The organism is Paenibacillus sp. JNUCC 35 (genome assembly GCF_058269095.1).
The window spans coordinates 5,173,698-5,196,599 of the sequence record NZ_CM177771.1 but is presented as its reverse complement, the minus strand read 5'-3'; the positions used below and the strand labels follow the sequence as shown (position 1 = coordinate 5,196,599).

Sequence of the window (22,902 nt, the reverse complement as noted above, 5' to 3'; positions counted from 1 at the left end):
GCTTTTTCTGAAAAGGAAGATAGGGGATGTCAGTACGGTTTTATGGCTTCAAGAGCGCAAGAAAGTCTGATCATTGGACAACAACTGCTGATAACCCTGGACGCAATTCCGTTACAATTGGGGAATAGTAGAAATCCCGATTATTTACAAACGGAGGAGATTCTGTGTTCCGAATTCATTTGACGAAACGTACGATTGTACCTAACTATGGAAACGAGACCGAGGAGAAGGCGGCAAACGGAGCTGTCAAAACGTATTTTCTGAAGCCCGAGGAACTGGATTATTACCGGAGTCTTCCGACCAAGAAGGAAAGAAGAGAATTTAATTCCACAGATCGTGTGTATTTGTTCAAAAAAGACAAATTACAGGAGTCTCAATCCGCGGATATCCGCTCGTCCGATCCGAACTAATTGTATAGCTTTCCGTTTCCGGCCCGGTTTTGCTTCTTGCAAAATCGGGCTTTTTTGCGGCCCGTCCAGCTTAATTTGCCCGTCCTGCAACAATCCCCCGATGAGAACAAAGGAACCCGATTGACGAGCAACGGAATCGGATTCTTACACCCGGAGCCTTTGCTACTATGTTGGCGTCAACAGACCTGACCTAGCAGGAGAAGGAGTGGTGCCCATGGACGTGCTCATTATTATCAGCCATACGCTTGGAGCCGACGATCACAAAAAAATTGCTCATTTGTTCCGGGACATGGAAATTATCGCGGAGAGCCGGTTTACGAACGTCGTGCAGCTTATCGGAGATAACCCCCACGATTTGGTCGTTTTTCTAAGCTTTGAAGACGCCCTGCCGTCGGATTGGAAACTGGATGAGCTGGAAATGGAAGCTCCGATGATGATTTTACTGAACGTGAACAAGCTGGATCTGTTTTTGTGCCAGACTTTTCTGGATTCCATCGGCCTTTTGCCTAAACCGGCTTCCGATGTCGTTCAGGAAACGACGATCCATCCCCTGTTGTACAAATCGCTTCTGTTTATCGAGGAAAATATCCAGGAGAACGATCTGTCGCTGGAAAAAGTGGCGTCCTACATTTACGTGAGCCGCTGTCACTATTCCCGTCTTTTTAAGGAGCATTTCGGTACGGGTTTCAAGGAATACATTATGAACAAGCGGATTCAGAAGGCCAAACTCATGCTGCAGGAAGGTCAACCGGTAACGGATGTGTGCTACTCGGTGGGTTACGGGGATCTGACTCATTTCGGACGTGTGTTCAAACGGCTGGTCGGAGTCAATCCGTCCGTTTACCGGAGAACGAGAGGACAAGCGGCGGGAGAATAAGAACGGAGGTGTCCGGGTGTCGGAAAATCGGATGAGCAAGATTGCGGGGGATTTTTTAAACGAGACGAATGAACGCCTGCAAAAAAAGTACGCCTCCATGATGCATGCCCTGTGGATGGTCATGATGACGGGAGACATGCAGTGGGCGGAGCGGTGCGGCGAAGATGAGACGGCTTATCAGGATGCTTTGGCCGAGGACGGGCTGTTCGAACAGGCGGCCAGCCTCAGCAGCGGAGGCGCGGAGATTCTCACGCCTCTGCAAAACCGGCAGCTGGAGGTGCTGCGCAGCGAGATGCTGGAGTTCCATACGTCAAGAGAGCTGAGGACGAGCATCACCGCGAAGTGGAATGAGCTTCACTACAAAATCAGCACGTTCCGGGCGGAGGTGGACGGGCGGAAGCTGCCGGAGCATGACGTCCTGAAACAGTTGGCGGCCTCCACGGACAGCGGGGAAAGCAGGCGGCATTGGGTGGCCTCCATGCGGCTCGGGGGAGAGGTTGCGCCCGGACTCATCGAGCTCGTGAAGCTGAGAAACCGGGCAGCCCGTCAGAACGGGCACCGGAATTATTACGAGATGAAAATGGCGGCGCAAGAGCTGGAGCCAGCGTTTGTGGAGAGCATGATCGGGGATATCCGGCATGCTCTGGACGAATCCTACCGGGCGGTCAAAGCCGAGCTGGATGATGAAATCTGCGTCCGGTTCGGCATCGACAGGGAGGAGATCCGTCCTTGGCATTACGATCATCCCTTCGCCCAGAAATGCGCCTGGCAGGGCGGAGACATCCCGGAGCTGGACACCGCCTTCTTCCGCCGGCGCCTTCACGATTTCTTCCGGGACAGATGGCCGGAAGCGGAGTCCGTTCTGAATCAGGCGGACTTAATGAGCCGGGAGATGAAAAGCCAGGCGAACTGCTGCCTGCACATCGACCGGGCGGGAGATATCCGCGTGTCCTGCGGGCTGGCCCCGAGCCTGGAAGGGGTCGCCGTGCTGCTTCACGAGCTTGGGCACGCCTTCTACGAAACGGGTCTCCGCGAGGATCTGCCGTTTCTGCTGAGGCAGCCCGCCCATACATGCCTGAGCGAAGGAGTCGCGCTCTTGTTCGAGCGGCTCACGTACATGCCCTCCTGGCTGAAATTTGCGGGACTGGAGAGGGTTTACTACGGGCAGGCGGCGGACCTGCACCGGCATAATCTTCGGAGCATGCTGCTCAAGCTGTACTGGACGATGACATTCATTGAATTCGAACGGAGGTTGTACGAGAATCCCGCTCGCCATCTGAACAAGCTGTGGTGGGAGCTGGTTGAGGAAATCCAGGGTATCCGGCGCCCCGATGAATGGGATTATCCCTACTGGGCGGCCAAAGCCCATTTTACGACCCTGCCCGTCTACTATGTCAATTATTTGCTGGGAGAGGCGGCCGCTTCGCAAGTGGAGCAGACCCTGCGGGACCGGTTCGGGACCTGGTACAGCGAAGAAGCTTTCGCCTGCTTGTCGCGCGAGCTTTGCTCGCCGGGTCAGAGCCGGCATTGGAACGAACTCTTGGAACAATTTTGCGGGGAAAAGCTTCAAGCGAAATATCTGGCCAGAGAGCTCCAGGCCGTTGCGGATTTTTATGTCACGACGAGCCTCGATTCTGACAAGCGGGGGATGCCGAGATGAACAAACGTATATTTTTCGGGCTGAGCGGGGGATTGGGACCGGTGCTCCGGAGCCTGCCCATTGCCGATAAGTTCAGGCAGGCCGGGGACTTCGTCTCGTTCAGCGTGTACGGGGATTCCAGCGCTTCTTTTATAAAAAGGCAGGGGTACGCGCATCTGGACGATGACGATCCGGCCATGCCTTCTGGGGAAAAGCTGCTTCCGCCAAGTCCGGTCTTTTACGACCTGGATCATTATTATGCGGCGGCGGGGCTGCTGGACGAGGCGTTTGCCGAATCGTGGGTCCGGCACCGGATCTCCATGCTGGAGAGGGCTGGGGCCGATCTGGCTGTCGCGGATATGAGTCCCCATACGGTGATTGCGGCCCGTTATCTGGGCATCCCGGTGGTGAGCATCACGCAGGCCTGCTTTCATCCGTACGGAGAGCCTATGTACGCCTGGGGAGACGCTCCCCGCAATTTGCCGAGGGTAACGCCGGTGATCAATAAAATTTTGGAGAAGCTGCGGCTTCCGGCCATACGTTCCATGGAGGATCTTAACCTCGGGGATCTGGATCTCGTTCCCGGGATACCGGAAACGGACCCCATCTCGCATCCGGGCGTCTGCTACGTCGGACAGCTGGCCCATAAGATCGACGCGCCCCGGCCGGCATGGATAGAGAAGCTGGGGGCGGAGCCTTATGTGCTCGTTTATCCGGGACGCCTCCGGGATTCGTCGGGTTCGTCGGGACTGAAGCTGCTTCAATCCGTGTATGAAGCTTTCGGGGGAACGGACCTGCAGGTCGTGGTCGCCAGCCAGGAACCGCTTCCGAAGGCGTTCAGGAAACGACAGTACCGCAACATCCGCGTGATCCCGTATTTTACCGAAGAGTTGCTGGAAGCATGCGGCCTGTTCATTCATCACGGCGGACACGGAAGCTGCCTGTCCTCAATCATGGCCGGTGTCCCTTCGCTTATCGTTCCGACTCAAACGGAGCGGGAATATAACGCCAGAAAGGTGTACGAGCTGGGGATCGGGGAGTACATGCTGCCCGGTGTTTTTACGGCGGAGCACTTGCGGGGGCTGGCTCGGTATATGATGCACGACGATTACGCGCTCAAAGCCCGTAAGCTGCGGAACGCGGTACTGATCCGGGGCTATGGCGGAGCGGAAGAAGCGTACGACGAGTGCAGGAGGCTTCTGACGAGTACGCGGAAGGCGGGGGGAGGCGGCCTATGATCTACGGCATCGGACTGGATATCCAGGAAATTGCGCAGATCGGCGAACTGTACGTCCGGCGGAAGGACGCGTTTCTGCGTAAAGTTTTTACGCCCGACGAGCTGGCCTACTGCCAGAGACATGCCGATCCGGGGCAGCATCTGGCCGCCCGCTGGGCCGTGAAGGAAGCTTTTTTCAAAGCGATGGGAGTCGGCATCGGCGGAGGGTATGCCTTGACCGACGTGGAAACCGTGAATCTGCCTTCGGGAAAGCCTCATGTCGTGCTGCACGGCAAACCGCTTGCGGACTGCGCCCGGCTCGGACTCCGCGTTTTCGTGAGCCTGTCTCATTCCGGGGAATATGCGGCGGCTCAAATCGTACTGGAAGTGGACCGGGAAGATACCTGAAGCTCTGCGGCCGTAAAGAAAAGACGAGTAAACGGTCTACATAAAGCAGAGTGATTTTATTCTGTTCATGAGATGATAAAGGTGTCCCCGGGAGACACACAAATAATGAGGAGGAATCCATATGAAAGCTGTAATGGCCGCTATGAAAACCATGATGAATTTTAACGAGGTGGAGATGACTCTCCCGACTTCCAACAGCAAAACGTACCTGGAACTTGTTGACGGCCGCTCCGAGGAGCTGCACTTCGTACAAGCGCAGCCGACACAATTCACGGTTAACGATTCCGAATTCAACCTGAAGTCCGGTGTCACGGTCGACATCGAAATCAAGAACGTCGACCTCGTGGCGACTTCCACTGTCCTGTGGCCTGGACAAAGCATCCACGTTCGCGGCGGTCTGCACGGTCAAGGCGAAACGATCAAAGGTTCCGCCAAGATTCCTTTCGGCAAAAAAATCGCGGACGGCGTAGAAGCCGAAACGTTCCTGTACTGGGTCGTTGAAACTCCGGAAGGCAGCTTCCACAACGAGCAGCCGATCCACATGACAGGCACCATCACAGGCCTGCCTCCGAAAGACGCTACGTTCCGCTCCGCCGGCGTAGTGCCTCTGTTCGATGAGCAGGGCGATAAAGTGGGCACGCTGTACGGATGCCTCCAATCCAACTAATATCCGCACGAACAAAGTGTCAAAGAGACCAGTTCTGGTCTCTTTGGCTTTATCCATTTCACAAGGATAAGGAGCATGCGGTCCATGTATGATTTTGTAATCGCCGGGGCCAGGTGCGCAGGCGCTTCGCTGGCCGGCTTTCTCGGCCGCCAAGGCTACCGGGTTTTGCTGATCGACAAATATGCGTCTCCCGGTCCCGCCCTGTCCACTCATATTATCGGAGAGACGGGCGTTTACGAACGGCTGGGAATTCTGGACAAGATGGAAAATTCGGGCGCTCCGGCCATAACTCGGATGAGGGTGGATTTGAACGGGAGTGCGTTCGAGTCGGATCTGGTCGTGACTTCGCGGGTGATCGGGCTCAGGCGCGAGCTTCTGGACCGGTATTTGCTGGACAGCGCGTTGTCGCATCCGTCCGTTACGCTGCTTACGGAAACACGGGTGATCGGGCCGCTGCTTGACGGGGATGGCCGGGCCTCCGGATTCCGGTGCGCGCACAAAGACGGGACGGTCCGGAATTATTACGGACAAGTCGTGATCGGTGCGGACGGAGCCCGCTCCCTGACCGCCCGTTTGCTGGGCGCCCGGCAGCTGGAAGGCACGCCTCTCAACCATTGTGCCGTGACGTACGTCTACGCCTCGCAGATAGAGCCGCTAGCGCTTCCGGCTGTCGAGTGGTACTGGAAGGACGACAGTGTCGTCCTGTGCAATCCGATCGATCGGTCGATGCACTGTATTGCGCTCATGACGGATCGGATTCGGCTCTCCGGCGACAAGGACTCGCTGAACTCCCTGATCAGAGAGAAGCTTCAGGGAATCCGGACGCTCGCGCCCCGGCTCCGGCGCATGCAGGTGGAAGGGGGCCCCCGGGGAATCGGGCCTTTAGGCAGTCATATCCGCCAATGCTACGGCGACGGATGGGCTCTCGTAGGGGATGCGGCTGCCTATTTGCATCCGATCGCGGGCGTCGGCATCGATAACGCGGTCTGCTGCGCCGAATACTTGGCGCAGGAGCTGAGCGAGTACAAAGAAGGCCGCAAAACCTGGCAGGAAGCGATGACCGCTTACGAAGAGAAGCTGCACGGGCGGGTCCGGCCCCAGTATGAGCACTCGCTCGTCACCCTCCGCAGGCGGTTTGAACCGTTGTCCGACGAAGGGGAGGAAAGACTTCGGATGCTGTGCACGTTCCCCGGACTCGTCAAGGAACTGGGTGGCAGGTCGGAAGACGTGATGGCCTTGCTGACACACAGTTAATTGTAAATTCAATTGTAAATTTAATGGAAAAAGGAGAACGATGATGATACCCTGCTCTCTTGACCGGACAATCAACGTTACTTACCTGGAAGCTCCGATTGCGGAGGTTTGGCGTTCCATCGCTATGCCGGAAGGCATGAACACCTATTTAACGTATACAGCCGAGAAGACCGGTTCCTCCAAAGACATCCACGTAGGAGATGTATATACCCTGTGCTACGGGGACATCCTTAACCACCCGGTCGTGACCGAGTCCCGGTACGGGGAAGTTTTTGCCGTAAGGGACTGTTATGAATCGATAGCGCCGGACGGCCGCTCGGACCGTTTCGACGTGCAGACCCGCTTTACGCTTGCTCAGGAGGGGGCTTTCGTCAAGCTGACCCTGGAGGTGACGGGCTTCGAACCGGATACGTACGGACAGTGGTTCCGGGAGTGTCTGGAAATGGGCTGGCGCCGCTCTCTGATGAACCTGAAATCGGTGGTGGAGCTGGGCATGGACCTGCGGGCCGAACTGTTCAGCTACCCGAGGTTAGGCGTGGTCAACTGCACCGTCAACGCGGATCAAAGCGCGGAAACGGGGGCGGCGGAGGGAGAAGGCAATTACCTGATGGAGGTATTCCCCAACAGTCCGGCTGCGGCTGCGGGCTTACGGAAGGGAGACGTGATCGTCTCCTTCGACGAAACGCCGACACCGAATTATTCGGAGTTCGTGCGTGTGATCTCTTCGTATCATCATAAAAAAGAACGCATCCGGATCGGATATATCCGGGACGGGGCAAGGAAAGAGACGCCGGCTCTCCTTTCGGTGGAAGAAACGTTCACGGGTCTTGTCGATGTGGAGACGGAAACCTACGACGACATCCGCAGGAAGAGAGAGACGCTGGCCAGACAGCGCTCCGCATCCGGTTCCCTGTGGAAGCAGGAACAGACGTAAAACAAACATGCAGCCTCGCTCCTTAGGGAGAGAGGCTGCATGTTTGTTGGTCTGCGACGGGCGTGTGCCCGGTTTACAGTTGCCGGATCGGCTTCATCCGGTCTTACTGTGATACAGGTTTGATGCTTGGATGCCGCTTTCCCTACAGGCGGGCTTTTCTTTTCCGGTCTTCGGCGACCTCTTCAAGCGAGACGGAAGTCGGATCGATCAGGCCGGTGAACTGGTCTTCGTACGACAAGTGAACCCGGGCGGTCCGTCGTGAGCCGCAGCGGATATAGGCAAGCTCGACGGGTTCTTTTTTGCCATAGTGACCGGAAAGGGCTTTTACCAGGTGGTAATAGGTCGGAACGGGTTCCGCACCGATATGGGTCAGAAGGTCGCCGGGCTGAAGTCCCGAAGCCGCAGCGGGCCCGTTCGGGAAGACTTCTTTTAAATAATTGCCGCCCGTGTCTTCGGCATTCAACGCTTTGAGCTGCTCCGGGGACGCCGTGTAATTGAAAATTCCCAGCCTCGGGTAGCCGAAAATGTCATTCCGGACATCGATGCCCAGCTCCAGCATGCATTTCAGGTTAAAAAGCGACTGTCTCCAGCCGACTTCCGTTCCCTCGCGTACCCACTGAAGCATTTCATCGTCCGTAAAGCCTTCGACCTCAACCGTAACTTTGACCATATGTTCAACCGGTTCCAGGGAAAACGTCGTCTTTAACCGGTACTTCCATACGGACCCGTCGGGGAAAAGAGCCTTGAAATGATCTTCCAGGGCAATCCGCCGGAATTCAATGACTTCTGCACATAACGCATGATTCGTCAGCTCGCCTATGACCAGCTCGATCTCTTCGCCTTCCCGGAAGGGGCCGGCGGATTCGGAAGAAGCGGCAATATCGCTCAAGTAGCTGTTCCAGCCGCTGGGGGTGGATAAGCAGTCCCAAATCTGTTCGATGGGCGCTTCGATATACACGGCATTTACCGTGCGGGTCGGATCGTTTGTGAGCATGCAAACACCTCGGCTTTTTAGGTTTCATTATGAGGGGAAGGGGCACGGAAGGCTCGGCTCTTTGTGCACCGTTTCGCTCAATAGTCCCCGAGTGAAGGCGCGACGCTTTCTTTAAGATGGGGGTAGAGTTACCTAAGCCAGATGACTGACATCAGATTCGGAGCTGATTCCATGAGCGTACCTATCGCCGTTGTCATTCCGGTGCATAACCAGGCTTTTGCCTTGAGTATGACGCTGCACGGGTTCAGCCTGCAGTCGCCGCCGTACAACGAATGCCCCGTCTGGGTCGTTGACGACGGTTCCACCGAACCCGTGGAATCGGTGGTCGAAGCCTACAAGGGACTTCTTCCTGTCCATTATGTCAAAATCAGGCACGGCGGACGGGCTGCGGCGCGAAATGCGGGCGTGGAGCGTTTAAGCGACGGGCTGGTCATATTCAACGATGCCGACCGCATGCCGAGGCCCGGTTTTATCAAAGCGCACGCTGACCGCTACTGCGCGCAGGGGGAAGGATTGACGGTCGGGCAGGTCCGCGAAATGTACGTGCCCGATCCGGGGGCACACCGGGACAAGGTGCTGGACAATTACCGGCTGCAAAAGAACGACCGGCAGCCTCAATACGTCCGGCTGATCCGGCGTCTTTTCGCTCCGGACGGAAGGACGGATTCGAGGGTGCCCTGGATTACCGCCCTAAGCGGAAATTTAAGCGTTCCCGTGCGGCTTTACCGGGGGCTGGGAGGCTTCGACGAGAAGTTCAGCGCGTGGGGCTTCGAGCATTTCGAATTCGGCTACCGCGCTTTTCGGAAGGGCGCCGAGTTCCGCTACGAGGAAGAAGCGGTCAACGTCCACCTGGCGCATCCGAGGAGCGCCGCCTACGAGCAGCTGATCCGCAGCAGCCATGCTTATTTTTACGAGAAGCACAACCGGCGTGAGATTGGCGTGTTCCTCGATTTTATGCTGGGCAAAATCAGCCTCGCGGAGCTGGAGCGGGCCGCCTGCCCGGAAATCCCGCTCGAACCCGGCAAAGCGCGCGAATTATCCCACTATGTGAGAATTACTAATCTGTCATAAGGAGAGACCATCCCATGCAGACAGGCTCCACACATCGCTATAACGTGCTTCATCCGTTTTCGTATATGCCTCCTGCCGGCGAGCTGGAACGGCAGGATCCTTTTTTCACGCTGGTGAAGGGGGAAGGCTCTTGGGTATTCGACGGGAACGGCCGCCCGTATTTGTACACCACGACGGCAGTTCCGTCCGTCGGTCTGGGCAACGGCCGGATCATCGAAGCGCTGACCCGCCAGTACGAAACGCTGAGTTTTGCTTCCACCTGCGAACAAAGCCACGATCTGGCCGCCAAGCTGGCTGACAAGCTGCTTTGCTTAGCCGGGGAACCTTACGCGATGGCCTTCTTTACCACGGACGGCTCCGGAGCGGTAGAAACGGCCATGAGGCTGGCTAGGCAGTATCATCTGGCGAGACAGGACGGAAGACGCTCCAAGTTCATCAGCCTCGAGGGCAATTACCACGGGACGACGTTCGGTTCGGGCTCTATCACGCACATGGGCATCCAGGCGATGTTCGGCGAAGGCTTGGATGGCTGCATAAGCGCGCCTACGCCGGGTGGTTTCCGCCCTCCGATGGAAGGAAGCCCGGCATTCGTCACCCGCTACTGCCTCGATATGCTGGAAGAAATTATCGACGAGCAGCATCCGGGCACGATAGCCGCTATCGTTCTGGAGCTGGTGCAGGGCGTGAACGGAATCGTCGTGCTGCCTGAAGATTACGTGCGCGAAGTAAGGAAGATCGCCGACAAATACGGCATTCTGCTGATTGTCGATGAAGTGGCTACGGGAGTCGGCAGAACGGGAAGCTGGCTGGCCTGCCACCGGTACGGCGTGGAAGCCGACCTGCTGACGCTCTCCAAAGGGCTGACCGGCGGTTACTTCCCGATGGGAGCGACTTTGTTCTCCGGGAAAATAAGAGAGGAGCTGTTCGGAAACGGCGGCGTATTCCTTCACGGGTCCACGCAAAGCGGCCATCCCGTCGGATGCGCTGCGGCTCTGGCTACGCTGGACGTGATTGAGGAGCAGCAGCTCGTGCGGAATGCGGCGGACAAAGGGGCGTATATCCTCGCCGGATTGAAGGCGGCTTTATCGGATCATCCCCTTGTCGGAGAGATCCGGGGGCTTGGCCTTATGCTGGCCGTCGAGTTCGTGGCGGACGGGGCTTCCAAGGAGCCGGTCACCATGGCCTGGAGCCAGCGGTTTACGGAAGAACTGCGCAGGGAAGGCATTCTGGGCAATTTTTTCAACAGCATTCTGCTGATGTATCCTCCGCTTACCGTCTCTCGGGAGGAAGCCGATTTTCTTATCGAAGGCGTGTCAAAAGCTGTGCGGGCGATGGCCTGAAAATAATCCGACCGGGAGGGATTCGACGATGGAACCGACAATGGAACCGAAACACAAGATTATCCGCAAAGACGAAATGGTATGGGACGGCGGGATGTATGAAGGAACGGAAATGTGCTACCTGTGGGAAGATCCGGAGCACGGACGTTATGTATTTCTCGTGAAGGTGGAGCCGGGGGGTTCCATTCCGTTCCACGATCATCCCCGCCGGGAAATCGCCTACCTGGTGGAAGGCGAGGTCAGGCTGAACGATGATGTGATGAAAGCGGGGGATTTTCTGACCGCGACGGGTGAGGAAGCCCATGACGTGTATACGGAGACCGGCTGCACATTCTACATTTACATCGACTATAACCCGACGAAGCACAGGCTGGAGCCTCTTAACCCGGCCGAGCCGGCTGTTTGAGGGAAGCCGACATGTGCAGACGGTCAGTGCCGGACGGCAGCGTGGAAAAGGACACCCCGGAGCCGGATTTATCTCCGGCAGGGGAGGCGCCAGGCGAGCTTCAGGCGGAGGATGCCCAGGAGGAGGACACCGTCTCTTATCTTTACGCCTATAGTTATCCGAGCAGTTTTATGGGATACGGATTCTATTGGTATGACTGGAAAAGAAGATGATTGTAACGATTTTACGATTTTAAAGAAGGAAGGCGTCCCGATTTATGAAAATCTTGCCACTGATTATCGAACTTGTGAGCGACAAAGGCTGCGGTGTCCTCGATTCGGAAGACATTTCGGCCAGCCGCAGTTTATACGAAATCGGCTTCGATTCTCTAAGGTATATGGAGCTGGTGGTTCTGCTGGAGGAAAAGTTCAGCATTACGATGCCGGATGATGCGCTGGAAATCACCGACCGGACCAAAGTCGGCGATATTGCCCGGCTTGTCGAGGAATGCGTGCACGGGGGGACGGCCTGACCGTGAACGGGCTGGAATCTCTGATGGGGCAGATCGCCGGACATGACGGTATCTTGGCTTGGGACGGCGGCAGGGAAGTCGCTTCTTACGCCTCGGTTTGGAGCATGTCGGAAAAAAACGCGTCCGCCTTAAGCAAACTCGGATTCGTTAAGGCAGAGGCCGGCAGGCCGAGACAGGTTCTGCTGGCAAGCGTTTCGCTCGGCTGGCGGTTTTTGCCGGTTATGCTGGCCGCCTTGCATACGGGAGTGACCTTGGTGCCGGTGGACGATTCCCGCTACAAAGGGCAGAGCGGTGCCGTGCGCAGCCGTTTTCCGGACGCGCTTGTGCTGGATGAGGGCAACGTCGGCGAAGACGGCGGTGTGCTCGTGCAGCGGATTCCGGCGGCTGTGCGGCGGGCCGAGCCCGCTTTGGCCGATGTGGCTTTTCTGCTGGGCACTTCCGGAACGACGGGAAAGCCCAAGGCGGTCATGCTGACGGAAGCGAACATCGCCAGCAACACGCGCGCCATCTCCGCTTATTTCGGGCTCGGTCAGGGCGACAGGCTGCTCGTAGCCCGCTCGCCCGTACACGCTTCGGTGCTTACCGGGGAACTGCTGGCGGGACTTGTGTCCGGCTGTTCCTTTAGTCTGCATCCGACAGCGGCTTCACCGATGAGCCTGCTGAAGCGGGCACAGGCGGATGCCGTTACGGTTGCCTGCATGACCCCGTCTGCCGCCAACCTGCTGGCGCCTTTTGCGGAGCGCGCAGAGCCCGGCACGCTTCGGAAGCTTGTCTTAAGCGGCGAATGCGCGCACGAGTTCCAGCTGAAGCGCGTTGCGGAGGCTTTTCCGCAGGCCGCGCTCTGGAACGCGTACGGGCTGACGGAAGCGTCGCCGCGAATCAGCTGCCTGCGGGACGGCTGGCTTGCGGCAGGCTGGTCCTGCGCCGGGACGCCTCTGGACGGGGTCGACATCCGGATCGTCGACGGGGAAGGCCGCGCTCTCCGCGAAGGAGAGCAGGGAGAACTGCTCGTCCGCGGGCCGAATATCATGAAGGGCTATTACGCGGACGAAGCGGCGACAGCCGCCAAACTTGCGGGCGGGTGGCTGCATACGGCCGATCTGGCCGCAGTGCGCAGCGGCAGGCTGCATGTTTACGGCCGCTCGGACTCCACGATTATCCGGGGCGGAACGAACATCCACCCGGCAGAAGTGGAGGCGGCCCTGCTCGCCTGCGGCGGTGTGAGGGAGGCGGTCGTGTTCGGCGCAGCCGACAGCCGCCTCGGCCAGAAGGTCCACGCGTGGATCGTAACGGAGCCGGGCGTGGACGAGAAGGCCGTGATGCGCGCGCTGGCCGCCACGGAACTGGAGCGCCGCCTCCTGCCGGACGTGCTGGAGCGGAAGGCCGCACTGGAGCGGACGGCGGCGGGCAAGCTGGTGCGTCCCTACGTAGGCGCAAAGCCGCAAGGAAGCGGCGGAAGCACTGGAGTGTCTCGGGCGTAAGGTGTGAAGCTCGGGAGCACTGGAGTATCTCGGGCGTAAGGTGTGGAGAAGCGCGGGAGCGCGGGACGCATCGGAGGCGCCGACGGCTGTGCGGAAGGAGACGGATGCACAGAAGGGCAGCAAGCCCCGTCCGGCGATTGAGCAGGAGAAGCCTGCGAACAGAAACAAGCATGAGGAGGAGAATTCACGTGACTCAAACCCATTGGCAGCAATTTTTCGGCCCCGACTATTTGTTTTTCTCGGAGGTCATTCTGACACCGGAACGCACCGCTTACGAAATCGGACAACTGCTGAAACTGCTGGAGCTTCCGGACGGGGCATCCCTGCTTGATTTCGGCTGCGGCCAGGGCCGTCTGTCGGTACCCCTTGCGGCCTGCGGCCTGCAGGTAACGGCGTGGGACGGTTCGGAGAATTTGCTGGAGGAAGCGCGGCGCAGATCCGCAGAGAAAGGAGCGGAGCTGGATTTTGTTCTAGGCGATATGAAAGAGCTGTCCGAAGAGAACCGGTTCGACGCCGTTATCAATTTCGGAACCGCGTTCGGATATAACCTCAGCGAAGAAGATGACCGGGCCATTCTTGGCAAAATTTTTCGGGCCTTGAAGCCGGGAGGGCAGTTTGTCATCGATACGGAGAATCGCGATTTGAAGGTGCGTCAGGCAGGCATGCAAGCGTGGTACGAAATGGTTGGACAGCCGGTATGGACCTCTCCGACATTTGACAGCGTTACGGGGCGATGGGAGGAAACGATCCGCTGGTACCGCGACGGAGAGGAATGCCGCAACGTGCTCAACCTAAGATTGTATGCGGCAACCGAGCTTCTGGCTATGCTGCGGGAAGCCGGTTTTACGATCGACGGCGTTTACGGAGGAATGGACTTTTCTCCCTTGACTCCGAGAAGCACACGAATGATTATCCGGGGACGCAAAAAATGAAGACGGGATCATCTGTACAGCCAACCGACAGCCGGGAGAGAAGTCTGGACCGGCTGCTGGAGCTCCTGCCTCATCAGGAACCGCTCCGGCTGATTAGCGCGGTTACGGATTACGAAGCGGGAAAACTGCTTCAGGCTTCATACTCGCCGTCCCGGTTCCAGGAATTCTGCAAAGAGCCTTTGATACCGCCCAGTCTGCTTATCGAAGGACTGGCCCAGGCGGCCGTCCTGTTCGTACAGATGGAGACGAGGCCGCTCAGGGAAGGCGAATTTCCTCTTCTGGGAGGCCTTAAGGCACACGTTGCCGTACCGGTATCTTGGGAGGAAACGCTCCATTATACCGTGAGAGCGGTCCGCATTTTGTCCACCCAAGCCGTTGTCGAAGGAGAAGTGAGGCTGTCCGACGGTACGGAGGCGATTAGAGCGGTTATCACCGTCGCCGTCGCAGGTTCCCTTCCGGGAACGGCATAGAAAAACGTACAGCAGAGGTGAGCGGATGGACGCGTCAGAGCGAAGCAAGACATGGAGACTGATCGACAGGGCGGGTCCCTTGCAAAAAACGCGGCAGGAAGAGAAGAGGCGGGTGCCGGACCGGCAGGCGCCGCCGCAACAGCGCCGGAAGCAAGAACCACAGCAAGAACCACAGCAAGAACCACAGCAAATTACCGCCTGCAAACTGGTGTCCGAAACCGATTTTTATTTGCAGGGTCATTTTCCAGCTTTCAGCGTGTATCCAGGTATGCTGCTCGTCGAGGGAATTGTGCAGGCGGCTGAAAAGCTGTTTGCGCTTTCCGGGAGACCGGAGGACAAGGAAGCTCTGCGGACGGGGGATTGGACCGCCCGGTTTCTCCGCCCTGTTCTTCCCGGCGATACGGTGGAACTTCTCGTGCGGCTAACCCGGGATAAGAGCGGTTTCGCGGTAGCGGGTGAGGGACGGGTAGAAGGGGAACTGTGCGTGAAAACGATGATGACGGTATCCAGACCGTGTGCGGCAGCAGGTGGTGCGACTTGATGTGCCGCAGAACAGATGCGGGCATAGACGCGGAAGCGATGGAACCCGAGCCGGAAGGGGGAACTCTTGGTGAAGCTGAATTCGCGGCGGTCGTTCAATCGGAAGCGATTTTTCCGTTTTCGTATGGACCTTTCTTCAGCCCGTGCCGGCGGCGGGATAGGACATGTGCATGAGTGAGCGTACAAGCGGCCCGGAAACCTCCGGCGCCGGAACTCACCCGAGCACGAGCACACCGAAGGCAGCCCACGGGAGCCTTGCGAACCGCCTTCCTGGCGCCTTCCTTCCGGCTGCCGAAGCGGCAGTTATCTCTCCGCTCCTCTCTTATTCGCTTCTGCCGTGGAGGCATCATGCCGCCGAAGGAATCCGGCTTCTGACCCGGTACGGCTGGACGTATTGCGAAGCTTCGGAAGGAATGATCCTGGGCGATGCCGGACAGCATTTCGCGGATGAACTGGCCCGGAACGAAGTCGCGGTCTCGGCCGTTTACGCTTTCCTGGCCTGCTCCAGTCCGGGACGTGAGCGGGAAATGTACTGGCATCACAGCCGGATTGCGGCTGAAATGAGACGCAGCGGATACCGCTCCGTTATTTTGGGTCCGGCCGACGTGCTCCGGGGAGCTCCGCAGGAAGAAGATTTGCGGCGGTTTGTCCGAATCACCGGCGAAACGGCCGCCCGCTACCGGGACGCGGGAATCCGCGTGGCGGTCCATCCGCATCTGGGGAGCCCTTTGTTCCTAAGCGGCTCTATCGAGCGGGCCATGGAGGAACTGGCGGAGGATATCGGTCTCGTACCCGACTGCGGACAACTGGCGGAAGCGGGAATTCCTCCCGTTCCCTTGATCCGGCGTTATGGGCCAAGGATTCACGCCATTCATCTGAAGGATGCCGCCTGGATCACGGACGAAGGCGGCGAATCCCTTCCCGGCGGTCGCCGCAGGATGCGTCCCGCGGATTTGGGCTGCGGAAGCTTGAACGCCGATGAGCTTCTTGCAGAGCTGTCCGCTGCCGGCTACACGGGTGGAATTACGGTCGAGGATGAACGGCGGGGCAGACCGCCGGAAGAAGGCCTCCGGGCGAACACGCGCTATCTGGAAAGCCGGGGGTTCCGGCCAAAATCCCGGCCGGTGGAAGAACTATAAGGAAAAAGAGGTGACGGGAATGATCGTAACCGTACCATTCAGCCCGGTGCATCCGTCCCAGACGGAGTATGTCCGGGATCGCGCGTATTATTTGTCCGAGCTGATTACGGATGTATCGTTTGACAACGGAAAGCTTGAAGTGAGCTACAGCGGCGGGGACACGGAACAGTTCCGGAAGAAGCTGGAATCGCTGGTCGAAGAGAGCCGGAAGGTCCGTACGCTTTCGAAAAAACGGATTAAACAAAGCGGCGCGCATGAGTGCGGCAGCCATGAACCGGGGTACCCGCGTATCGTGGAGCGGCCCCGAGACCCGCATGCGTTCGCCTCTTCTTTTAACGGGGGCGTGCATCTGCAAGGGGAAGCGGCTCTGCTTCCGGCCGCACTGGAACGGCTGTTCCGGGACAAGCTCGGTCCGGCTGGTTTTGTTCTGCGCAAGTACCCTTCCCTGATGTCTAGGGAGATTATGACGAAGAGCAAATATCCCGTGCATTTTCCGCAAAATATTTACCGGCTGTCCGAGCTTTCCCACGACATCGACCGGATTACGGAGTTTCACCGGAGCGGCGGAAACCGCGAAGATTTGTACAGCGCGACCGACTTTTACATGCAGCCGTGTGTCTGTTTCCAGGTATATAACGAGCTGGGGGAGCAGACCGGACCGGTGCCCGGCAATGTGGTATACGCGGCCACCGGCCGCTGCTTCCGGCACGAACACCGCTCCAGAATAAACGAGGTGCGCGGCCTGGAGTTCGATATGCACGAATTCGTGTATGTCGGAGATGCCGATTTTGTCCGGAAAACGCGGGACGAACTGGCGGAAAAAACGTGGGAACTGTTCTGCGAACTGGGATTCACGGGAGTTGTGGAAACGGCTGCCGATCACTTTTTTCATCACGTGGATGTGGGCAAGACCTTGTTCCAGCTGGCGGGAGAACTGAAATACGAGCTGCGGGTAGCACCCCGCAAAGGCCTGGCCTGGTCGCTCGCTTCGTTCAACTTGTTCGGCGATGTGCTCTGCTCTTCCTTCGGGATTGGCGGAGAACGGAATATTCTCCACTCCGGCTGCGCCGCTTACGGGATCGACCGCTGGATCCAGGCGCTGCTTTATTACTACGGGGACCGCTCCGCGGATTGGCCGTCCGCCATAAGGGAGCGCTTGTAAATGCCGCAAGGCTCCAGAATTATGCTCCCGTACCACCGCGATCCCGGTTTTTCGACGGAATGCTACCATCAGTTGCGGCTCAGCATCCTCATGACGGATGAGCGCACACAGCCCTGGCTCTACTCCCGCTTTGTTCTGCTTAAAATGCATTATGCGATGTCCGAGCAGTTCCCGATGCTGCGTCTGGAAGACCATTTGGACGTGTACGCGGATATTTTGAAGGAAGACCCCGTACGCTGTGAGGGCACATGGACGGACACGATCCGTTCCTGTTTGCGGGCGGGAGAGTATGTGCTGCTTTATTTGAACTGGAAGCATATTCCCTGCTCCAACCATTTCCGCAAGCGGGACCTGTTTCACGAAGCGCTGATCTACGGATTTGACGATGCGAAAAGGCAATTCCACCTGCTCGGATTTGATGTTGGCGGTTCGTTGTACAGTCCGGTCGCAGTCGATTACGACGTGCTGGAACGGGAATTTATCCGTCATGTCGCGGAGGATACGCCTGCCCAGCAGTGGTTTGCCCACTACGGCTACCCGATTTCCAGGCTGTCGATGAAAGAAGGGGCGGCTTTTCCGCAAAAGGTGGATGCCCGGAGGCTGTATTTTGCGCTGGACCGGGGCCGGTCGGGGGCGGACGGCGGCGGTACGCAGGTTTTCGCGCTCGGTTATACGGTACACGAAATGATGGCGTCTTATTTTGATCAGCTCGGCAGGGGGCGGAACTTGGATGCGGCCGAATACTCGTTCTGGAACGTGATGATTTATAAAATGATCCAGCACAACAAGTTTATGCAGCGCCGTCTGGCTTATCTGATGCAGGCGGAACCGGGTGCCGTGATGGGCAAAGTCCAGTCGTTCTATGCGGCAAGCGGCAAAGGTCTTCAGCGTATCCGGGCGCTTTCGCTGCAGGTTCAGCGGACGGGCGCGAAAGACGGGCCGGAAAAAATCAGCTCGGCATTCCGGGAAGTATTCGAGAAGGAAAGGCGAGCCGCAGCTCTATGGATGCCTGAATTGAATCAACAAAAGCTGAGGGATGCGGGCGTAATCCCGAGTGTCCAACCGCGCGGCGATGTACCATAAATCTGGAAGGGAATTTTCATTAAGGAGGGACGACAAATGGATGCACAGCAGTTGAAAACATCCGTATTGGCCTGCATTTGCAAGGTTGTTGAAAATACGGAGGTAGACGAAAATACCGATCTGCTAGCGGTCGGCATGAATTCCATGAGCTTCGTACGTCTGGTCGTTGAACTGGAGGACGAGCTGAACATCGAGATTGAGGACGGGGATATCGATTTGCTCAATTTCCAGACGGTTGACAGCATTTGCGGCATTGTCTCCCGATATCTGGCATAGGGGGAACCGGATGCGGCAGAGAACGGACAAGCCCGGGCTCGCCCCGGAGGAAAGACTCGTTGAGCTTGAGGTAGAGGGTCACCGGCTGGCCGGTATTCTGCATATGCCGGAGAGCGCCAGACAGCCGTGCCCGGTCGTTGTGTACTGTCCCGGCAAGAACGGGGAGCGCTACGAAGTGCACCGGCTTGCGGTAAAATTTGCGCGCCGTCTTGCGGAGCGGGGAATCGCCTGCCTCCGTTTTGATTATTACGGACTCGGGCTCAGCGACGGATGGTTTCACGAGATGACGACTAGCACGAAAATCAGGGATACGCTGGCCGCGCTCCGGTTTGTAAAGGAGACGGAAGGCGTGGACCCCGGCAGGATCGCGTTTCTCGGTTTCAGCGATGGCGCGCGCATCGCTCTCATGTCGGCCGTGAGAACCGGGATCTCACGGCTTTTGCTGTGGAGCCCGCTCTTCTCCGAATTCGGAGGGAATTTTCCGGGTGGCCGGAAGCCCCGGTTTTTCCGTCATCCGCTCTATCCGGATGCGATGGTGAAGCCGTGGGCGGGACTTTGGGTCGGTATGGATTTCTACCGGGATCTCCAGCAGATCGATATCGGCCAGGAGCTGCTGGCCTGTGAAGCGGACTCGCTCCTGATTTACGGTACGGACGATCCCCTGATCGAGGAAGAGTTCGCGTACATGGAAACGATCCGTTATCCCATCTATTCCGGCACGGCCCGCCACCGGGTTAGCCCGGTCGAAGGAGCGGGTCATTTATTCACCTCGGTCCGGCTTGAAGAAAAACTGATGGACGAATCGTTCCGGTGGCTTGCGGCCTCCTTCGGGCTTCCGGCCGGCACAGGTAAGGAGGGAACCTTATGAGCTGGGAACAGCTGGAGTTCGGCGGAACCTGCACCTTGAAAGGAATCTATGAAAAGCCTGCACAGCCGGATCCCGAAGCCCCGCTGATCGTTACGCTGCCGGGACTGGGGCAGGCGATGAGCGAGAAGAACTACCTGTTCTCCAACCTCCGCAAGAAACTTTCCCCTTACGGAGCCCGTGTGCTGCAATTCGATTACCGGGGCCACGGGGACAGCGAAGGGGAACTGGGCGATGCCGGTTTGTCGGGCATGGTAAGCGATACGCTGGAGGCTATAGCCGCAGTAAGCGCAGAAGGCCGTCCACGGATAATCTACCTCGTCGGACATGCGCTCGGGGCTGCGGTGGCGCTGCTCGCTGCGGCGGAGCTGAGGCGGGAAGGGCAGGCGGCCTGTGTGCCGGTGCTGATTTCCCCGCTTCTGAAAGCCCTGCCCAAGAGCGGAGAACTGTTCGACTCCGGCAGGCTGGCGCAGATGAAGCGGGCGGGGCGCATCGATTCCCAGGAACTCGCGCCCGGGATGGATTATTACACCTGGAGCGATTTCGATCCCCGCCATCTCGACTATTTTGCACGGCTCGGCAGCCACATGCTGTATTTGCACGGCCAGTGCATCGGCAGCCGGATGCTGGACGAGCTGGACCGGCTGGATGGCGCGAAGCTTTTCCGCGAGCACGAGGGGGAAGCGGTTGTCATCTGCGGCGAAGCCGATGAGGACACAATCGGAGAGCTGGGAAGGCTCGGGCGGTTTGGACCGCTTGGGCTGAACGCCCGATTGGAACGGCCTGAACGGCAAGAGCAGGCAGGGCCGAACGATCAGTTCAAGAAGCCTGGAAGTCCGGATAAACCGGAGTCGACCAGCCAGTTCGAGCAGCCCGGGCCGATGGATCAGTCCGAAGAACTCCGGCAGGTCAGCCAGTCCGTTCAGCCCAGAAACCCCAGAAACCCCGGAAACCCCTTGTCCGTCCACCTGCTGTCCGGGGTCCGGTATTATCACCAGCACCCGGCCGCGATGGACGAGCTGATCGGCATCATCGAGCGCCTTTGGCTGACGGGGTGCGGAAGCGGAACGGAGGGGAAGACGGATGGACGCTAAGCGGGGGAGTACCGCGGGAGCTACTCTCGGAGAAGCCCTCCGGAAGAACAGAAAGCCCGTCGACTGGCGGTTTCCCGATGAGTCCGGGTTAAGCGAACGGACCCTGGACTGCCGCCAATTGGCGGTTAAAGAAGTGCTCAGGTGGAAAGGGGCGGATGAACTCATTCCCGTCTTTCTGACTCCTTTTGACAGTACGGGTCATGGACTGTTGCTGAGACGCAGCGAACCTCGCCTGCAGAGGGGGTGGCGGCTGGAGACGTGTCATCCGGAATCCCCGGAAGAGATGGAGGGTCTGCTGCGGTCGGTTTTTGACCGGGAAGGGTACGCGCTGCTTTTTTACAAGGCGTTCGACATGCCCTTTTGCGCCTATTACGGCATCCATGATGTCATTCATTGGTCGTTGGTTACCGACTTCGACGAGACTCATATTACGCTGCTAGACAGCGCCGGAGCTCCCTCTTATTTCGACGGGATGACGGGACGGATTCCGAACGGCCTGTTTTTCGAAGCCTGGACGGATCGCCAGCCGGTTACCTCGGGAGCCGCATTCGTTACTGGGGCAGCTCCCCCTTTTGAACGGAATTGGGAAGACGAGTTTGCCGGAATAGTCCGGCAGTCGGTGACGAACATGGGGACGGATGAGAAGCTGGAGCAGTTTATTCGGGGATTCGAGACCGCTCCGCTAGGAGATCTTACGGCTCATCTCGACCAGTTGGAATTCGATCTCCATTATTACCGGAGACTCCGGGAGCTGTGGCTGCTGGCCGCATTACGCGGAGCGGTTCCGGCCCGATATCTTAAACCGGCGTGGGTCGAGGAGCTTACGTACGTGTGCCGGTGCTGGTCGCTTGTTTTGGGCGTTTTGATGAAGTGGAAAAGACAGCCGGACCGGGATTACCGGGAGAAGGTACTGGCCTATCTTAGGCAAACATTGGACAACGAGACGAGTTTTTTCGAAGCGTTGGCGGAAATGGCGGGTGAAGAAGAATGAATACGGAGGAAGTCAAACGTCTGGCGCGCAAAATTGTCCGGGATTCCCTGAAGGTAGAGCCCGGAGAACGTGTTCTGGTCGATGTGCTGGGCAAAGCCGACGACCTGGTGGAAGCTATTGTGGAGGAGCTGTACGCTGTCCCGGCTATCCCGTTCCTGCGCGTCATGACGATCGAGCAGTTAAAATCTCTCCTCATAGGCTGTACGAAAGAACAGCTGAATGCGTGGGTTAAGCAGGATTTGTACCGGTTCAAAACGATGGAGGCGTGCATCAATATCCGCTCCGACGAAAATATTTTCGAGCTTAGCGACATCGATCCCGAACGCTACGATTTGTACCTGAAGCAGGTGGCGTATCCGATTCATGCCGCCTTCGCGGCAATTCCCAAATATGTCATCCTGAAATATCCGACCTACGGTTTGGCCCAGCTGGCCAGAATGAGCCTCGGCCAATTTACCTCCCGGTATATGGAATCCTGCACGATGGACTACAGCCTTATGGCCAAACGGGCCGAGCCGCTGGGCGCGCTGCTGGGCCGTACCGATAAAGTTCGTGTCGTATCGCCCGGAACGGATCTGCGGTTTTCGGTCAAGGACATGCCGAACTATTTCTGCGACGGCCGCTATAACCTTCCGGACGGGGAGTTGTTTACGGCGCCTGTTCTGGATTCGGTGGAAGGTGTCATTACCTTCAACGTGCCGACCTTGAACCTGGGCCTGACGTTCGAGCATATCCGGCTGCGGCTGGAGAAGGGCACAATCGTGGAGGCGGCTTGCAACGATACGGAGAGGCTCCGCCTGATTCTCGGCGGGGACGAAGGGGCTTCGAGGTTCGGTGAATTCGGCATCGGACTCAATCCTTATATCGTGCAGCCGTACAATAACCTTCTGTTCGATGAAAAAATGGCGGGGAGCGTCCATTTCGCTATCGGACACGCGCTGGAGATGGCCGACAACGGCAACCGCTCCGCGGTGCATTGGGACATGGTGTTGTCCCAACTGGAAGAGCACGGCGGAGGCGAACTTTACTTCGACGACATGCTCGTCCGCAAGAACGGGCTCTTCGTTCCGGAGGAGCTTCAGCCGCTTAATCCCCCGGGCAGAAGCTTGAGTCCGGAATCCCCGTGATGTGAAGGAGAGAAC

At 57.9% G+C, this 22,902-nt stretch carries 26 protein-coding genes; 25 read left to right on the top strand and 1 reads right to left on the bottom strand.

Going from position 1 to position 22,902, the window contains the following annotated elements:
* Positions 1-164 precede the first annotated feature (164 nt).
* The 8 genes from AC2TF6_RS23490 to AC2TF6_RS23455 all read left to right on the top strand — a co-directional run bounded on the left by AC2TF6_RS23490 (position 165) and on the right by AC2TF6_RS23455 (position 7,405).
* Positions 165-410, top strand: a complete 246-nt coding sequence (locus AC2TF6_RS23490; protein WP_491308742.1) for a hypothetical protein — start codon at positions 165-167, stop codon at positions 408-410.
* A gap of 214 nt (positions 411-624) precedes the next feature.
* Entirely contained in the window at positions 625-1,287 is a 663-nt protein-coding gene (locus AC2TF6_RS23485) for a helix-turn-helix transcriptional regulator (RefSeq protein WP_491308741.1), read from the top strand.
* A 16-nt stretch (positions 1,288-1,303) separates the two neighbouring features.
* Complete coding sequence (locus AC2TF6_RS23480; protein WP_491308740.1) at positions 1,304-2,947, top strand: M2 family metallopeptidase; 1,644 nt, start codon at positions 1,304-1,306, stop codon at positions 2,945-2,947.
* The gene (locus AC2TF6_RS23475; protein ID WP_491308739.1) at positions 2,944-4,164 is read left to right on the top strand and encodes a glycosyltransferase; all 1,221 of its coding nucleotides are present in this window, start codon (positions 2,944-2,946) and stop codon (positions 4,162-4,164) included. Before AC2TF6_RS23480 ends, AC2TF6_RS23475 begins: the two co-directional genes overlap by 4 nt.
* Positions 4,161-4,550: a holo-ACP synthase gene (acpS, locus tag AC2TF6_RS23470; protein ID WP_377629187.1), complete on the top strand. Its 390-nt coding sequence runs from the start codon at positions 4,161-4,163 to the stop codon at positions 4,548-4,550. The genes AC2TF6_RS23475 and acpS overlap by 4 nt, the downstream gene beginning before the upstream one ends.
* 121 nt (positions 4,551-4,671) lie before the next feature.
* On the top strand, positions 4,672-5,217 hold the full coding sequence (locus AC2TF6_RS23465; RefSeq protein WP_491308738.1) for a hypothetical protein: 546 nt from the start codon (positions 4,672-4,674) through the stop codon (positions 5,215-5,217).
* 84 nt (positions 5,218-5,301) lie between these two features.
* Positions 5,302-6,471: an NAD(P)/FAD-dependent oxidoreductase gene (locus AC2TF6_RS23460; protein ID WP_491308737.1), complete on the top strand. Its 1,170-nt coding sequence runs from the start codon at positions 5,302-5,304 to the stop codon at positions 6,469-6,471.
* Between the two features lie 43 nt (positions 6,472-6,514).
* Positions 6,515-7,405, top strand: coding sequence for an SRPBCC family protein (locus AC2TF6_RS23455; protein WP_491308736.1), 891 nt, complete (start codon positions 6,515-6,517; stop codon positions 7,403-7,405).
* A gap of 142 nt (positions 7,406-7,547) precedes the next feature.
* Here AC2TF6_RS23455 and AC2TF6_RS23450 read toward each other — a convergent pair whose 3' ends face one another.
* Positions 7,548-8,399, bottom strand: a complete 852-nt coding sequence (locus AC2TF6_RS23450; RefSeq protein ID WP_491308735.1) for an SRPBCC family protein — start codon at positions 8,397-8,399, stop codon at positions 7,548-7,550.
* A gap of 171 nt (positions 8,400-8,570) precedes the next feature.
* On the opposite strand from AC2TF6_RS23450, the gene AC2TF6_RS23445 reads away from it, so the two are divergent.
* The 17 genes from AC2TF6_RS23445 to AC2TF6_RS23365 all read left to right on the top strand — a co-directional run bounded on the left by AC2TF6_RS23445 (position 8,571) and on the right by AC2TF6_RS23365 (position 22,887).
* Positions 8,571-9,470 (top strand): glycosyltransferase family 2 protein, encoded by a 900-nt coding sequence (locus tag AC2TF6_RS23445; protein ID WP_377629180.1) that lies wholly within the window; start codon positions 8,571-8,573, stop codon positions 9,468-9,470.
* A 14-nt stretch (positions 9,471-9,484) separates the two neighbouring features.
* A complete protein-coding gene (locus AC2TF6_RS23440; RefSeq protein ID WP_491308734.1) occupies positions 9,485-10,810 on the top strand; it encodes an aminotransferase family protein in 1,326 nt (441 codons plus the stop codon).
* Positions 10,811-10,838: 28 nt separating this feature from the next.
* Positions 10,839-11,216, top strand: a complete 378-nt coding sequence (locus AC2TF6_RS23435) for a cupin domain-containing protein (RefSeq protein ID WP_491308733.1) — start codon at positions 10,839-10,841, stop codon at positions 11,214-11,216.
* 11 nt (positions 11,217-11,227) lie between these two features.
* Positions 11,228-11,428, top strand: a complete 201-nt coding sequence (locus AC2TF6_RS23430) for a hypothetical protein (RefSeq protein ID WP_491308732.1) — start codon at positions 11,228-11,230, stop codon at positions 11,426-11,428.
* A gap of 44 nt (positions 11,429-11,472) precedes the next feature.
* Positions 11,473-11,727 (top strand): acyl carrier protein, encoded by a 255-nt coding sequence (locus AC2TF6_RS23425; protein ID WP_491308731.1) that lies wholly within the window; start codon positions 11,473-11,475, stop codon positions 11,725-11,727.
* Between the two features lie 2 nt (positions 11,728-11,729).
* Complete coding sequence (locus tag AC2TF6_RS23420) at positions 11,730-13,208, top strand: class I adenylate-forming enzyme family protein (RefSeq protein ID WP_491308730.1); 1,479 nt, start codon at positions 11,730-11,732, stop codon at positions 13,206-13,208.
* A gap of 188 nt (positions 13,209-13,396) precedes the next feature.
* Positions 13,397-14,140 (top strand): class I SAM-dependent methyltransferase, encoded by a 744-nt coding sequence (locus AC2TF6_RS23415; RefSeq protein WP_491308729.1) that lies wholly within the window; start codon positions 13,397-13,399, stop codon positions 14,138-14,140.
* Positions 14,137-14,610, top strand: a complete 474-nt coding sequence (locus tag AC2TF6_RS23410; RefSeq protein ID WP_491308728.1) for a 3-hydroxyacyl-ACP dehydratase FabZ family protein — start codon at positions 14,137-14,139, stop codon at positions 14,608-14,610. Before AC2TF6_RS23415 ends, AC2TF6_RS23410 begins: the two co-directional genes overlap by 4 nt.
* Before the next feature lie 25 nt (positions 14,611-14,635).
* On the top strand, positions 14,636-15,151 hold the full coding sequence (locus AC2TF6_RS23405; protein WP_491308727.1) for a 3-hydroxyacyl-ACP dehydratase FabZ family protein: 516 nt from the start codon (positions 14,636-14,638) through the stop codon (positions 15,149-15,151).
* A gap of 169 nt (positions 15,152-15,320) precedes the next feature.
* A complete protein-coding gene (locus AC2TF6_RS23400; RefSeq protein ID WP_491308726.1) occupies positions 15,321-16,289 on the top strand; it encodes a sugar phosphate isomerase/epimerase family protein in 969 nt (322 codons plus the stop codon).
* A gap of 19 nt (positions 16,290-16,308) precedes the next feature.
* Positions 16,309-17,451, top strand: a complete 1,143-nt coding sequence (locus AC2TF6_RS23395; RefSeq protein ID WP_491308725.1) for a class-II aminoacyl-tRNA synthetase family protein — start codon at positions 16,309-16,311, stop codon at positions 17,449-17,451.
* Positions 17,452-18,534, top strand: a complete 1,083-nt coding sequence (locus AC2TF6_RS23390) for a hypothetical protein (RefSeq protein ID WP_491308724.1) — start codon at positions 17,452-17,454, stop codon at positions 18,532-18,534.
* Between the two features lie 36 nt (positions 18,535-18,570).
* Entirely contained in the window at positions 18,571-18,810 is a 240-nt protein-coding gene (locus AC2TF6_RS23385; protein WP_326052918.1) for an acyl carrier protein, read from the top strand.
* Positions 18,811-18,820: 10 nt separating this feature from the next.
* Positions 18,821-19,678: an alpha/beta hydrolase gene (locus AC2TF6_RS23380; RefSeq protein WP_491308723.1), complete on the top strand. Its 858-nt coding sequence runs from the start codon at positions 18,821-18,823 to the stop codon at positions 19,676-19,678.
* A complete protein-coding gene (locus AC2TF6_RS23375) occupies positions 19,675-20,769 on the top strand; it encodes an alpha/beta hydrolase family protein (protein WP_491308722.1) in 1,095 nt (364 codons plus the stop codon). Before AC2TF6_RS23380 ends, AC2TF6_RS23375 begins: the two co-directional genes overlap by 4 nt.
* Positions 20,759-21,760: a hypothetical protein gene (locus AC2TF6_RS23370; RefSeq protein WP_491308721.1), complete on the top strand. Its 1,002-nt coding sequence runs from the start codon at positions 20,759-20,761 to the stop codon at positions 21,758-21,760. The genes AC2TF6_RS23375 and AC2TF6_RS23370 overlap by 11 nt, the downstream gene beginning before the upstream one ends.
* Entirely contained in the window at positions 21,757-22,887 is a 1,131-nt protein-coding gene (locus AC2TF6_RS23365) for an aminopeptidase (RefSeq protein ID WP_491308720.1), read from the top strand. Before AC2TF6_RS23370 ends, AC2TF6_RS23365 begins: the two co-directional genes overlap by 4 nt.
* The last annotated feature ends 15 nt before the right edge of the window (positions 22,888-22,902 follow it).